The organism is Streptomyces sp. TLI_105 (genome assembly GCF_900105415.1).
Classification (GTDB): domain Bacteria; phylum Actinomycetota; class Actinomycetes; order Streptomycetales; family Streptomycetaceae; genus Streptomyces.
Genome location: NZ_FNSM01000001.1, coordinates 3426514 through 3439350, shown reverse-complemented (window position 1 = coordinate 3439350; position 12837 = coordinate 3426514). Strand labels below are relative to the sequence as shown.

Annotated in this window: 13 protein-coding genes; 7 read left to right on the top strand and 6 right to left on the bottom strand. The window is 72.2% G+C overall.

What is annotated here, in order from left to right:
* Window positions 1-11: 11 nt before the first annotated feature.
* On the top strand, window positions 12-1187 hold the full coding sequence (locus tag BLW86_RS15635; protein ID WP_107466077.1) for a LolA family protein: 1176 nt from the start codon (window positions 12-14) through the stop codon (window positions 1185-1187).
* 66 nt (window positions 1188-1253) lie between these two features.
* On the opposite strand, the gene BLW86_RS15630 is transcribed toward BLW86_RS15635, so the two are convergent.
* The gene (locus BLW86_RS15630; RefSeq protein ID WP_093874604.1) at window positions 1254-2564 is read right to left on the bottom strand and encodes a M28 family metallopeptidase; all 1311 of its coding nucleotides are present in this window, start codon (window positions 2562-2564) and stop codon (window positions 1254-1256) included.
* Window positions 2565-2940: 376 nt separating this feature from the next.
* Between BLW86_RS15630 and BLW86_RS15625 the strand changes: the two genes are divergently transcribed.
* Window positions 2941-3588 (top strand): NADPH-dependent F420 reductase, encoded by a 648-nt coding sequence (locus BLW86_RS15625; RefSeq protein ID WP_093874603.1) that lies wholly within the window; start codon window positions 2941-2943, stop codon window positions 3586-3588.
* Here the strand turns inward: BLW86_RS15625 and BLW86_RS15620 are convergent.
* Both BLW86_RS15620 and BLW86_RS15615 read right to left on the bottom strand, forming a co-directional pair.
* Window positions 3537-4199, bottom strand: a complete 663-nt coding sequence (locus BLW86_RS15620) for a DUF4291 domain-containing protein (RefSeq protein ID WP_093874602.1) — start codon at window positions 4197-4199, stop codon at window positions 3537-3539. The genes BLW86_RS15625 and BLW86_RS15620 overlap by 52 nt on opposite strands.
* Window positions 4200-4250: 51 nt before the next feature.
* A complete protein-coding gene (locus tag BLW86_RS15615; protein ID WP_093874601.1) occupies window positions 4251-4706 on the bottom strand; it encodes a winged helix-turn-helix transcriptional regulator in 456 nt (151 codons plus the stop codon).
* A gap of 99 nt (window positions 4707-4805) precedes the next feature.
* Here BLW86_RS15615 and BLW86_RS15610 point away from each other — a divergent pair, with 99 nt between their 5' ends.
* Window positions 4806-6194: an MFS transporter gene (locus BLW86_RS15610; RefSeq protein ID WP_093874600.1), complete on the top strand. Its 1389-nt coding sequence runs from the start codon at window positions 4806-4808 to the stop codon at window positions 6192-6194.
* A 29-nt stretch (window positions 6195-6223) separates the two neighbouring features.
* Entirely contained in the window at window positions 6224-6541 is a 318-nt protein-coding gene (locus tag BLW86_RS15605; protein WP_093874599.1) for a DUF6401 family natural product biosynthesis protein, read from the top strand.
* A gap of 170 nt (window positions 6542-6711) precedes the next feature.
* On the opposite strand, the gene BLW86_RS15600 is transcribed toward BLW86_RS15605, so the two are convergent.
* From BLW86_RS15600 to BLW86_RS15590, 3 genes are all read right to left on the bottom strand, one after another.
* Window positions 6712-7134: a hypothetical protein gene (locus BLW86_RS15600; protein ID WP_371129506.1), complete on the bottom strand. Its 423-nt coding sequence runs from the start codon at window positions 7132-7134 to the stop codon at window positions 6712-6714.
* A 43-nt stretch (window positions 7135-7177) separates the two neighbouring features.
* Entirely contained in the window at window positions 7178-8158 is a 981-nt protein-coding gene (gene rarD / locus BLW86_RS15595) for an EamA family transporter RarD (RefSeq protein ID WP_371129670.1), read from the bottom strand.
* 155 nt (window positions 8159-8313) lie between these two features.
* On the bottom strand, window positions 8314-9180 hold the full coding sequence (locus tag BLW86_RS15590; protein ID WP_093874598.1) for an NmrA family NAD(P)-binding protein: 867 nt from the start codon (window positions 9178-9180) through the stop codon (window positions 8314-8316).
* A 97-nt stretch (window positions 9181-9277) separates the two neighbouring features.
* Between BLW86_RS15590 and BLW86_RS15585 the strand changes: the two genes are divergently transcribed.
* The 3 genes from BLW86_RS15585 (at window position 9278) to BLW86_RS15575 (ending at window position 12833) form a co-directional block, all read left to right on the top strand.
* Window positions 9278-9679, top strand: coding sequence for a winged helix-turn-helix transcriptional regulator (locus BLW86_RS15585; protein WP_093874597.1), 402 nt, complete (start codon window positions 9278-9280; stop codon window positions 9677-9679).
* An 83-nt stretch (window positions 9680-9762) separates the two neighbouring features.
* The gene (locus BLW86_RS15580) at window positions 9763-10605 is read left to right on the top strand and encodes a hypothetical protein (protein WP_256341320.1); all 843 of its coding nucleotides are present in this window, start codon (window positions 9763-9765) and stop codon (window positions 10603-10605) included.
* The gene (locus tag BLW86_RS15575) at window positions 10602-12833 is read left to right on the top strand and encodes a bifunctional serine/threonine-protein kinase/ABC transporter substrate-binding protein (protein WP_093874595.1); all 2232 of its coding nucleotides are present in this window, start codon (window positions 10602-10604) and stop codon (window positions 12831-12833) included. Before BLW86_RS15580 ends, BLW86_RS15575 begins: the two co-directional genes overlap by 4 nt.
* Window positions 12834-12837 lie beyond the last annotated feature (4 nt).

Genomic DNA, 12837 nt, shown 5'->3' with positions numbered 1-12837 from the left:
TAGCGGAGACCATGGCAGAGACCCGTAAGGCGAGCCGGTTCATCGTCCCGGTCGCGGTGGCAGGAGTGGCCGCGGCGACCATCGGACTCGTCCCGGCGCTGGCGGCGTCCGGAGACCCCGACCTGCCCGAGATCACGGCCCAGCAGCTCATCGAGAAGATCGCCGCCTCGGACACCCAGACCCTGTCCGGCACCTTCAGGATCTCGACCGACCTGGGCCTGCCGGCCCTCGGCGGCCTGGCGTCCGGCTTCGGGAGCCTGGACGGCGACGGCGCGGGCTCCGGCTCGGCCGACCCGTCCGAGAAGCTCACCGAGCTCGTCTCGGGCACCCACACCCTGCGCGTGGCGGCCGACGGCCCCGAGCGCCAGAAGCTCACCCTGCTCGACGGCTCCGACGAGTACAGCCTGATCCACAACGGCGACGACGTCTGGGCCTACGACAGCAAGTCGAACGAGGCCTTCCACGAGAAGGGCGCGTCCGGCGCCCCCGAGAAGGAGCAGAAGCTCCCCGGCACGCCCAAGGAGCTCGCCGACGAGGTCCTGAAGGCCGCGGGCGACACCACGTCGATCACGGTCGACGGGACGGCGAAGGTGGCCGGCCGGGACGCGTACCAGCTGGTGATCAAGCCGAAGCAGACCGGTTCGACGGTCGAGTCGGTGAAGATCGCGGTGGACGCGGCGAACGGCATCCCGCTGAAGTTCACCCTCTCCTCGGTCGAGGGCGGCAAGCCGGTCGTCGACGCGGGCTTCACGAAGGTCGACTTCGGGAAGCCGGCCGCCTCGGAGTTCACCTTCACCGCGCCGAAGGGCGCGAAGGTGACGGAGGACGCGGCGGAGAAGGGCGAGGAGGTCCCGGGGGACCTGCCCAAGGGCTTCGAGGAGGGCCTCCCGGGCCTCGGAGAGGTCTTCGGCGGCTCCGGCTCCGGGGAGGGCCCGGACGTCATCGGCGAGGGCTGGACGACGATCGCGAAGCTCGACACGGGCGCGCCGGCGCCCAGGACCGACGAGGCGCCGAAGGAGATCCAGGGCTTCCTGGACTCCTTCGGCGACAAGGTCACCGGGAAGTTCGGCTCGGGCACCGTCTTCAAGACGAAGCTGGTGGACGCGCTCCTCACCGACGACGGCAAGGTCTACGTCGGCGCGGTGACGAAGGACGCGCTGGTGGACGCGGCGAACGCCGGTAAGTAGCGGCCGGGTTGGGACCCCGGGCGGGTCGGGGGCGATGTTCACCGACCCGCCCGGGAGTTCTGCGTACTACGGGAAGGTCAGCTTGAAGCCGCTGATGTAACCCGTGTCGACCGACGCCTTGTCCTGGACGCGGAGCTTCCAGACGCCGTTGGCGACCTCGGTGGAGGCGTTGACGGTGTACGTCTGGTTGATGTTGTCGGCGCTGCCGCCGGCCCGGTTGCTCAGGTTGTAGACCGAGCCGTCGGGGGCGATGAGGTCGACGACCAGGTCACCGATGTAGGTGTGGACGATGTCCACGCCGACCTTGAGGGTCGAGGGCGCGTTGCCCGCGACGCCGCTGACGGTGACGGAGGAGGTCACCGCGACGCCGTTGTCCGGGATGGACACGTCCGCGGTGTTCTCGAAGACCGTGCCGGTCGGCGGGGTCGTCGTCCCCGAGGACAGGTTCCAGACCGCGTACGCGATGGCGTCCGCGTTCCGGTCCAGGGCGGTGTCGTTGATGTTCGCCGTGGTGTCGCAGGACGAGTGGTAGCAGCGGTCGAAGGCCTGCCCGGCCGTACCGCCCCACTTCTGCGCCTGCGCCGACGTCTTGGTGTAGTCGGCGCCGGAGAACAGACCGCCGACCGGTATGCCCACGTTCTTGAAGGGCGCGTGGTCCGAGCGGCCGTCGCCCTCGGTCTCGATCTCGGTGGGGATGCCGAGCCCGGCGTAGTAGTCCTTGAAGGTCTGCTCGATCGTCGGGTCGTCGTCGTAGACGAAGTAGCCCGGGTTCGGCGAGCCGATCATGTCGAAGTTCAGGTAGCCCTTGATCTTCGAACGCTCGGTGCTGGGCAGGTTGTTGACGTAGTACTTCGAGCCGACGAGCCCGAGCTCCTCGGCGCCCCACCAGCCGAAGCGCAGGTGCTTCGTCGGCTGGAGCTGGGCGCGGGAGACGGCGAGCGCGGTCTCCAGGATCGCGGCGGACCCGGAGCCGTTGTCGTTGATGCCGGGGCCCGCGGTGACCGAGTCCAGGTGCGAGCCGGACATGATCACCTGGTTCGGGTCGCCGCCCGGCCAGTCGGCTATCAGGTTGTAGCCGGTGGCGCCGTTGTAGCTGAACTGCTGGAGCGTGGTGGTGTAGCCGGCGGCGTCCAGCTTCGCCTTCACGAAGTCGATCGAGGCCTTGTAGCCGGTACGGCCGTGGGCGCGGTTGCCGCCGTTGGCGGTGGCGATCGACTGGAGGTCCGCCAAGTGCTGCTTGACGTTGGCCAGCGAGATGTCGGGCGCGGCGACGGCCGCGGCCGGACTGGCGGAGGCACTGGTGCCGGTGAGTCCGGCGAGGGCGAGCGCCGCGAGCGCGGCGGCCGCGGTGGCGCGTCTGGGCACGGAGATGTTCATGTGGGGGCTCCGGATTCCGAACGGGGATGGGACGGAACGTGCGAGACGCCCCGGGCGTGGGTGCCACGAGGCGGCTGGAGCTGTACGAGTACATGTGCGGTGTTCGGTTGTTCTGTTGTGCGTGCTGAATGTTCAGTGAGAATTTGACTCCACGTCAAGAGCGGAAACCGGTCAGGTGTGTTCGCTCACCGGACAGCGGCCCTGGAGCGTGGTATGGGGTGCCGCCGAGGCATCCGGTTTTCGGCCGGTGGCGCGACTCGGGTGCGGGGCGGGTGCGACTCGGGAACGGGGAGGGGTGGCGTGGGACGGCCGGCGGGGCCGTCCAGGTACTAGGGTCGGGCTCCCTCGACTCGTCGTCCTGAAGGAGCGCACGCAGATGAAGATCGCCGTACTGGGAACGGGCGAGGTCGGGCGTCGGCTCGCCACCAAGCTGGTCTCGCTGGGGCACGAGGTGGCCATGGGGTCCCGTACCGCGGACAACGCCGACGCCGCCAAGTGGGCGGGGGAGCACGGCGGGACGCACGGCACCTTCGCCGACGCCACGGGCTCCGCCGAGCTGGTCGTCAACGCGACCGGCGGGCTCGTCTCCCTCGCCGTCCTGCAGGCCGCGGGCGCCGCGAACCTGCGCGGCAAGGTCCTGGTCGACGTGTCCAACGCGCTCGACTTCTCGGAGGGCTTCCCGCCCAAGGTCGGCCTGCCCGATGGCAGGAGCGTCGCCGAGCAGCTCCAGGACGCCTTCCCGGAGACGCGCGTCGTCAAGACGCTCAACACCATGACCAACACCGTCATGGTCGAGCCCGGCCGGGTCCCGGGACACCACAACGTCTTCCTGAGCGGCGACGACGCGGACGCGAAGGCCGTGGTCGCGGAGCTGCTCGCCTCCTTCGGCTGGGCCGCCGACCGGATCATCGACCTCGGCGACCTGTCGAGCGCCCGCGCCGCCGAGCAGCTCCTGCCCCTGTGGCTGCGGCTCTACGGGATGCTCGGCACCGGCGACTTCAACTTCGGCGTCGCGGGGGCCTGAGCCCTCAGGTGGTCCAGGAGGCCCTCCGGCTCCGGGTAGGGCTCCTCCCGGGGGAGGAGTCGGCCGGCGGCCTCCAGGTCGCCGGCCCGGACCAGGGCGTGGACCTCGTGGGCGAGCGCGGTCACGTCGGTGACGGAGACCGTCCACTCGTCCGCGTACCGGCGGGTCGCCTCGCCCGACAGGCCGAGCTGGAGCGAGCGGTACGGGAGGGGCCTCAGGCGCAGGTCCCGCTCGGGGTCCCACTGGACCCGGGCCGGCGTCTCCCGCAGCTGCCGCTTCCAGGACTTCTGGTCGGCGTGGAAGCCGCGCTCGTAGTGGGAGAGGCAGGCGTTCCGCAGGGCCCACTCGAAGCCCTCGCGGGTGATCTCCACGGCGAGGACGGTCTCCTGGCCCTCCTTCGCCCCCCAGCCCGAGCGGTACATCATCCACAGGAACGACGGCTTGATCCACGTCATCCGGTCCCGCTTCCAGGCCTCCGGGAAGCGGCCGTCGCGGGCGGCCGGCAGCCCGATCGCGGGTCGGTACGCCTGGTAGACGGTGATCGTGCGCTCGGAGTGGAGCGCGCGGATCCGGTACTTCGGCTCGTCGATGGCCGACTTCGTTTCTTCCATGCCCCCAGGGTGCGGGGAGCCGGTGGGGGAGGGCCACCGGTTTTCCCCGGCTCAGGCGGTCGCCGTCTCCCGTGCGTCGTACGCCTCCCGTGCGTCGTACGCCTCCCGCGCCGCCGCGATCTCGTTCTGGTGCTGCTCGGTCCAGGTCACCAGGGAGCGGATCGTGGTGTGCAACGTGCCGCCCAGGGGCGTCAGTTCGTACTCCACGCGCGGCGGGACCACGGGATGGACCGTGCGCCTCACGAGGCCGTCGCGCTCCAGCTGGCGCAGCGTCACGGTCAGCATGCGCTGGCTGACGCCGTCGATCTCCCGCTTGAGCTCGGTGAACCGCAGGACGCGGCGGTCGAGGAGGGCGATGACGAGGAGGGACCACTTGTCGGCGACCCGGTCGAGGATCTGGCGCACCTCGCAGTCCTCGCGGGTGTCCCACTGGAAGGGGTCGGGATCCCCCGCGCTTCCGTGGGTTCCCTCGCAGTGACTCGGGTACTTCGAAGTGCCTTCTTCCATGACATCCGATGCTCCCGCAGGATGCAGGTGGTTACAAGAGGGAACCGACCCTCTCGTTCGTAACCGGACACCCCAACCCGCCTCGTCCTGGAGACAGTTGTGTCCCTACGCGCCTGGAGCCTGCTCCTCGTCCTCTGCGGGACGATCTTCCTCGAAGGCATCGACGTCGCCATGCTCGCCGTCGCCGTCCCCACCGTCCGCGCCGACCTCGGACTCACCACCGGCACCGCCGCCTGGGTCATGTCCGCCTACGTCCTCGGCTACGCCGGCTTCACCCTCCTCGGCGGCCGCGCCGCCGACCTGCTCGGACGGCGCCGGATGTTCCTCGGCTGGCTCGCCGTCTTCCTGGTCTTCTCCGGCCTCGGCGGCCTCGCCGACGAGGGCTGGACCCTCGTCCTGGCCCGCTTCGTGACGGGCGTCGCCGCCGCGTTCATGACCCCCGCCGCCCTGTCGATCATCACCACCTCGTACGAGGAGGGACCGCAGCGCAACCAGGCGCTCCTCGTCTTCGCCGGCACCGCCGCCGGCGGCTTCTCGCTCGGCCTCGTCATCGGCGGGCTGCTCACCCGGCTCGGCTGGCGCTGGGTCTTCTTCGCCCCCGTCCTCCTGGCCGCCGTGATCCTGCTCGCCGCACTGCGGCTCGTCCCGAAGGAACCGCGCCCGGTCCGGGTGAAGGGCGGCTTCGACCTCGGCGGGGCGCTCGCCGCCGCCGGAGCGATGCTGCTCCTGGCGTACGGCGTCGTCCGCCTGGAGCACGGGCTCGACGGCTGGACGGTCACGGCCGCCGTGCTCGCCGCCGGGCTCCTCCTCGCCGGGGCCTTCGTCGCCGTCGAGCGCCGGGCCGCCGTCCCGCTCGTCCGCCTCGGCATCCTCCGCAGCGCCTCGCTGATCCGCGCCGACCTGGGCGCCCTGCTCTTCGTCGGCTCTTTCTTCGGCTTCCAGTTCGTGGCCACGCTCTACCTCCAGGAGCTGCGCGGCTGGTCCTCCCTGGAGACGGCGCTCGCCCTGCTCGTCATGGGCTGCGACGCGGTCCTCGCGCCGACCCTGACCCCGCGGCTCGTGGCCCGCTTCGGCAACGCGCGGGTGATCCTCGGCGGCTTCGTCCTCGCCGTCGTCTCGTACGCGCTGTTCCTGCCCGTCGGCCCGGACTGGTCGTACGCGGCGATGTTCCCGACCCTGCTGCTCACCGGGATCGCCTTCGCCCTCGCGTACGGGCCGCTCACGATCGCCGGCACGGAAGGCGTCGCGGAGGAGGAGCAGGGGCTCGCGAGCGGCCTGTTCACGACCGCCACCCAGTTCGGTTCGGCGGTGGGCATCGCGGCGGTGACGGCGGTGCACGGCATCGCGGGCGGCGGCCCCGGCGGCTTCCGGGCGGCGCTCGTCGTGCCCGTGGTGATGGTGGTGCTCGGGGCCGTGATCACGGCGACGGGGGTACGGGAGGGGAGGCGGGCCCAGGCCCCGGAAGCTGCGACCAAGCTCACGGTCTGAACCGGCCGGGACGCCCCTAATGTGGAGGGATGAACGTTTCGCCCGGCGGCCCGCTGATCGACGTCGCCGCCACGTACATGCCCCGGCTCTCGGAGTTCTCCTTCGAGCCGGGGCTCGTGGCCGCCGTCGACCAGCACGCGGCGGCCGTGTGCGACGCGCTGATCCCGGCCCAGCGGGGTCCGCAGGGCCGGACCGTCGGCCGGGAGGAGCTGGCCGACTACGTCCTCGGGTTCACCGACTGGCTCTCCGAGGTCGACTGGACCGAGCCCGTCGGCCACGACTTCGCGACCCTCCGCCTGACGGCGGTCTGCTGGCTGATCCGGGAGCACGACCTGCTGGGCGTGTGAGCCCCGGGACCTGCGTCGGGTCCGTGGACGTCTCCTGCTCCTGGGAACCGCCGTGTCTGCGTCGGCTCCGTTGAGGTGTCCGTGGACCCGCCGTGTCTGCGTCGGGTCCACGGGCGTCTCCTGGGGTGCGTCTGCAGCGGGTCCATGGGCGGCCCGTGGGACCGCCGTGCCTACATCGGGTCCACGGGCGGCTCGTGGGACCCGCCGCGCTCGTCCCGCTCGCGCCGCGTCGCGCGCTCCTGCGCCGCGGGCATCCTGCTCCGGGCGTCCTCGCGGCCCCGCTGGTAGGCGGAGATCTGGTCCTTCGCCCGGCCGGTCTCCTGCTCGGCGGCCGACGGCCAGCGCTCCCAGCGGCCCCGCACCGGGGTGACGAGGCCGACGCCGACGCCGACGATCACGACACCGGCGATCATGGCGAGCACGGCCGTGAGCACCGGACCGGTGATCGCGGTCGCGATGCCCGCCTGGCCCGGCGCGGCGATGACGCCGAGGCCGACGACGAACGCCCAGGCCGCCGTGGCGAGGGCCTTGCCGTAGGAGGCCCGGCCCGGCGCACCCTCCACGATGTCCCGTACGGCGCGGGCGATGGCCATGGCGACGACGACGATGACGCAGGCGACGATCGCCCGCTCCTCGTCAGCGGCCGGGCTGGGCCGATGGGGTGGAAACCGGCGCGGTCCCTGCCTCCCCGCCGGTGTCTCCGGTGGTGGGCGCGGTCTCCGCAGGGGTGGTCTCCGCGGGAGCGGTCTCCGTACGAGCGGCTGAGACCGCGGCCTCGACCGCGGCGCGGTTCTTCCGGGCCGTCCTGAGCGCGTCCCAGGTGAGGAGCGTCAGCGCCAGCCAGACGAGGGAGAAGCCGGCCCAGCGCTCCGGCGGCATCTCCTCGTGGAAGTAGACGACCCCGAGCAGGAACTGGAAGGTCGGCGCGAGGTACTGGAGCAGTCCGAGCGTGGACAGCGGTACGCGGATCGCCGCCGCCCCGAAGCAGACCAGGGGGGCCGCCGTGACGAGGCCGGTGGCGGCGAGCAGCGCCGTGTGGCCGGCGCCGTGGGAGCCGAAGGCCAGGGTCCCCCGGGTCCCGAGCCAGACGAGGTAGCCGAGGGCGGGCAGGAACTGGACGGCGGTCTCGGCGGCGAGCGACTCCAGGCCGCCGAGGTTGACCTTCTTCTTCACCAGGCCGTAGAGGGCGAAGGAGAACGCGAGGGTGAGCGAGATCCACGGCGGCCGCCCGTACCCGACGGCCAGGACGAGCACGGCCGAGAAGCCGACGCCGACCGCCGCCCACTGCGCGGGGCGCAGCCGCTCCTTGAGGACGAGGACGCCGAGGGCGATGGTGACGAGCGGGTTGATGAAGTAGCCGAGGGAGGCCTCGACGACGTGGCCCGTGTTCACGGACCAGATGTAGAGGCCCCAGTTCACGGTGATGACGGCGGCGGCCAGGGTGATCAGGCCGAGCTTGCGCGGGCTGCGCACGAGCTCGGGTATCCAGCCCCAGCGGCGCAGCGCGAGCAGGGCGACGCCGACGAAGAGCAGGGACCACACCATGCGGTGGGCGAGGATCTCGACGGCCCCGGCGGGCTTGAGGAGGGGCCAGAAGAGCGGGACCAGTCCCCACATGCCGTAGGCGCCGATCCCGTAGAGCAGTCCTGCTCGTCCCTCGTTCTTCTCGGTCTTCACCCTGGACCTCCCGCCCTGTGCCGCGCTGTTCCGTCGAAGGTAGCGCCGCACGGGGCGGGTTGTCATGCCCGTACCGCCATACGGTCATGACAGCGTCACGAGGCGGCGAGCGCGTCCTTGATCGTCTCCGTGATCGGGGTGGTCGGGCGGCCGATCAGCCGGGCCAGGTCGTCGCCGCGCGCCGCCAGCTCGCCGCGTGCCACGGCCTCGTCGATGTCGACCAGGATCTCGGCGAAGGGCTGCGGCACCCCGGCGCCGACGAGGATCTCCAGGTGGGTGGCGGCGGGCACGTCCGAGTACGTGATCTCCTGACCGGACTGCCGGGCGACCTCGGCCGCGTACTCGGCGAACGACCACGAGACGTCGCCGTTCAGCTCGTACGCCCGGCCCAGGTGCTCGTCGAGCGGGCCGGTCAGCACGACGGCGGCCGCGGCCGCGTAGTCGGCGCGCGCGGCGGAGGCGACCCGGCCCTCGCCGGCGTTGGCGACGACGGCGCCGTGGGCGAGGACGGGCGCGAGGTTGGCCGTGTAGTTCTCGGTGTACCAGCCGTTGCGGAGGAAGGTGTACGGCAGGCCGGAGTCGAGGATCGCCTGCTCGGTGCCCTTGTGCTCCTCGGCGAGGACGAGGCCGGCGTCCGGTCCGCCGAGGATGCCGGTGTACGCGAGCTGGGCGACGCCCGCGGCCTTCGCGGCGGTCACGACGGCGGTGTGCTGCGCCACCCGCCGCCCGATCTCGTGGCCCGAGATCAGCAGCACCCGGTCGCCGGCCGCGAAGACGCCGGCCAGGGTCTCGGGCTCGTCGTAGTCGGCGACGCGCAGCTCGACCCCGCGCTCGGCCAGGTCGGCGGCCTTGGCCTTGTCGCGGACGACGGCGACGACGGACCGGGCGGGGACGCGGGCCAGCAGCTCGGTGACGACGAGGCGGCCGAGCTGGCCGGTGGCTCCGGTGACGACGATGCTCATGGTGCTTCCTTTTCCCGTGGGGTGCGGTGGGCGATGTACTTACCGTACGGCGTGCGCTAACGATTCGTAAGTACCCACTTTGAAGTAAGGTACTGGTATGGGAGTAAGCGAGAAGGAGCCGCGCGTCCTGCCGCAGCCCGTCGTGGCCGATGCCATGTGCCCGGAGCGCCGCGTCCTGGAGCACGTCACCAGCCGCTGGGGCGTCCTGATCCTGATCGCCCTGCGCGAGCGCTCGTACCGCTTCAGCGAGCTGCGCCGCGCGATCGGCGGCGTCAGCGAGAAGATGCTCACGCAGACGCTCCAGACCCTGGAGCGCGACGGCTTCGTCCACCGCGACGCCAAGCCCGTCATCCCGCCCCGCGTCGACTACACCCTCACCCCCCTCGGGGCGGAGGCCGCCCACCGGGTCTGGGAACTCGCACGCTGGACCGCGAACAGCCTCGACGCGGTCGAGGAGGCGCGTGTGCGTTACGACACGGTGCGCGAGGTGTCCCAATGAGGTTGTAGCCCCGGCGAGTTGATTCACGGAGCCGTACGATCTGCTCACCGATCGGGGGAATCCGTGAAGACCGTGGGGGAGCTGTGGCGTACGGGGACCGAAGACTGCTGCGCGCCTGCTGTGCCGTGATGGTGGGCGGGCTGATCGCGACCGGCTGCAGTACCGGCGACGACGGGAGGGAACCCGACGACAAGGGGAGTACGAGCGCGACGGCGGCCCCGACCAAGGCCCCGACCGCGACGCCCACTCCCACGCCGACCGCCTTCGAATTCACCCCGGATCCGAAGCGCGCGCCGAAGACGGAGGCCGAGGCCAGGCGCCTCGCCCTCGCCGTCGTCGCAGGTCCCGACGCCTGGGGCCCCGAGTACGTCAAGCGCAGCCCGTACCTCAGCGACCCGGAGTACTGGCCGGTGCTCGATGAGACCTGCTCCTGGGAGACCGGCAGCCGTCCCTCGACGGTGCTCTACAGCGTCACCGCGTACAGCGAGATCCCGGCCGCCGGCGGCAAGGGCAACCTTCGGGTCGCCTCCACCGTCACCGTGCACCGCACCGCGACCGACGCCGACTGGGAGATGGCCTCCACCCTCGAAGAGGCGCTGCGCTGCCCCGACCAGCGGCTGCGCGCCGGCGAGCGCATCTCCGGGCTCATCTCGGTCGGCAACTCGTTCGGCAGAGACGGCATGTACACCGCCGAGGACTCCCTCGGCGAACGCGGCTTCTACGAGCGCGACGGCGTGAAGGGGAAGCAGCAGTACGGCTGGACCCAGTCCCGGATCGGCCAGGTCACCGTCGCCGTCGTGGTCAAGGGCGCCGCCGGCTACAGCGAGACGGCCACGGCCACGACCACGGGCACGATCCAGCCCCAGGTCAACGCCCTCGTCACCATGCTGAATCGCGTCCAGGAGCAGTTGGAGGTCCAGTCGTGAGCACCGCTGCCCCGCAGCCCGAGCCCCAGCCCGGCGACCTCCAGCCCCTGCTGCCCTCCGACCCGTCCACGATCGCCGGCTACCGGCTCCTCGGCCGGCTCGGTGCCGGCGGCATGGGCGTCGTCTACCTGGGCCGCACCGCCGCCGGTGAACTCGCCGCCGTCAAGGTCACCCGCGCCGACCAGGCGGACCAGCCCGACTTCCGGGCCCGCTTCCGCCGTGAGGTCGAGGCCGCACGCCGGGTCTCCAGCCCCTGGGCCGTGCCCGTCACCGGTGCCGACCCGGACGCCCCCGAGCCGTGGATGGCCACCGCCTTCGTCGCGGGACCCTCCCTCGGCGAGGCCGTCGCCGCGCACGGCCCCCTGCCCGAGCGGTCCGTCCGCCTCCTCGGCTGGTCCGTCGCCCGCGCCCTCGCCGCCGTCCACGCGGCCGGGCTCGTCCACCGCGACGTCAAACCCGGCAACGTCCTCCTCGCCGTCGACGGGCCCCGCCTCATCGACTTCGGCATCGCCCGCGCCACCGGAGAGACTGCCCTCACCGCCACCGACATGGTCGTCGGCACCCCCGGCTTCCTCGCCCCCGAGCAGGCCGAGGCCCGCACCGACGCCATCGGCCCGCCCGCCGACGTCTTCGCCCTCGGCTGCCTCCTCGCGTACGCGGCGACCGGCCGCCCGCCCTTCGGCACCGGTGCCGTGGACGCCCTCATGTACCGCACCGTCCACGACGAGCCCGACCTCACCGACGTACCCGAGGGACTGCTCGACCTCGTCCGGGCCTGCCTCGCCAAGGACCCGGCCGCCCGGCCCACCGCGGCCGAGGTCGGCGTACAGCTCGTCGAGGACACCCCGCGCGGCGGCGCCGAATGGCTGCCCGCCCCCGTCGTCCGTACCATCGCCGAACGCTCCGCCCGGATGCTCGCGCTCCCCGAGATCGACACCACCGAGCCGGGCACGACCCCCGCACCGCCCCCGAAGAGCCGGCGCGGCTTCCTGCTCGCCGCGGGTGGCGCCGTGCTCGCGTTGGGCGGCGGCGGCGCCGTCTGGGCGGGGTTCGGCGACGACCGGGACACCCGGGGAGACGGCAAGAAGACCACGCCGCCCCGCACCGGTTGGGCAATCGGCGTCCTCGCCGACCTCTCCGGCCCCGCCAAGGTGATCGGGCAGGCCCAGGAGCGCGGGGCACGGCTGGCGGTCGAGCAGTTCAACGCCCGCGAGGACAAGCCCTTCACGCTCGAACTGAAGGTCGTCGACGACCGGGGCGACGCGGCCCGGGCCGCGGAACGCGCCAAGGTCCTGACAACCGACCCGGGGGTGATCGCCGTCCTCGGCGCCACCACCGACGTCGTCGGCCTCGCCGTCCTGCCCGCCTTCGAGGAGGCCGGACTCCCGCTGATCACGGTCTCGGCCGGATACAACCTGCTCACCCTGCGGGCCGACGGGAGCCCGCCCAACAACACGGTTCTGCGGGCCATCCCGAGCCACATCTTCGCCGGCTCCCACCTCGCCAACGCCACCACCCTGTTGCCGAACCTCAGCCGTCCCGGCGTCCTGGAGGACCGGACCGAGGACGCGTACAGCTGGCAGGTCACCGGCGGCGTGCGCTTCGGCTACGGACAGGCCGGGATCACCCCGCACTACCGGGTCGTCCCGGCCCGGGCCACCGCGCGCGACTACCGCCGGGTCATCGGCGAGATGATCGAGGCCGGCATCGACGCGTACGTCCACTGCGGAATCACGGACACCGCCGTCCTCGCGGCCCGAGCGCTCACCGAACTCGGCTTCAAGGGGCCGAGGTTCACCGGCCAGGCCGTCTTCGGCCCGGACTTCCTCGCGCGCGGCGGGGCGGACGCCGAGGGCTGGTTCGTGTGCGCTCCCGTCGCCGACCCCGCCACGCTGAAGTCGGCCGCCACCTTCAACGCCGCCCACCGGAAGCGGTACGGCGCGGCCCCCGCGTACTACGCGGGCGAGTCGTACGACGTGGTCACGATGACGATCGGGCAGCTCGCGGCTGACGCGAAGGCCGGCCGCAAGCCCGCCCGCAAGGGTCTGTGGGCCGCACTGCGCAAGCAGAAGTACACCGGCGCCACGGGGTCCCTGATGTTCAACGAGACGGGCGAACTGAGCCCCGGCGGCACGTACGTCTACGCGGTGCGGAACGGCGCGTACCAGCCGGTGGGCGCCGCACCCCTGCTGCCGAACAAGCCCGCGCAGAACGAGAAGAAGGACTGAGCCC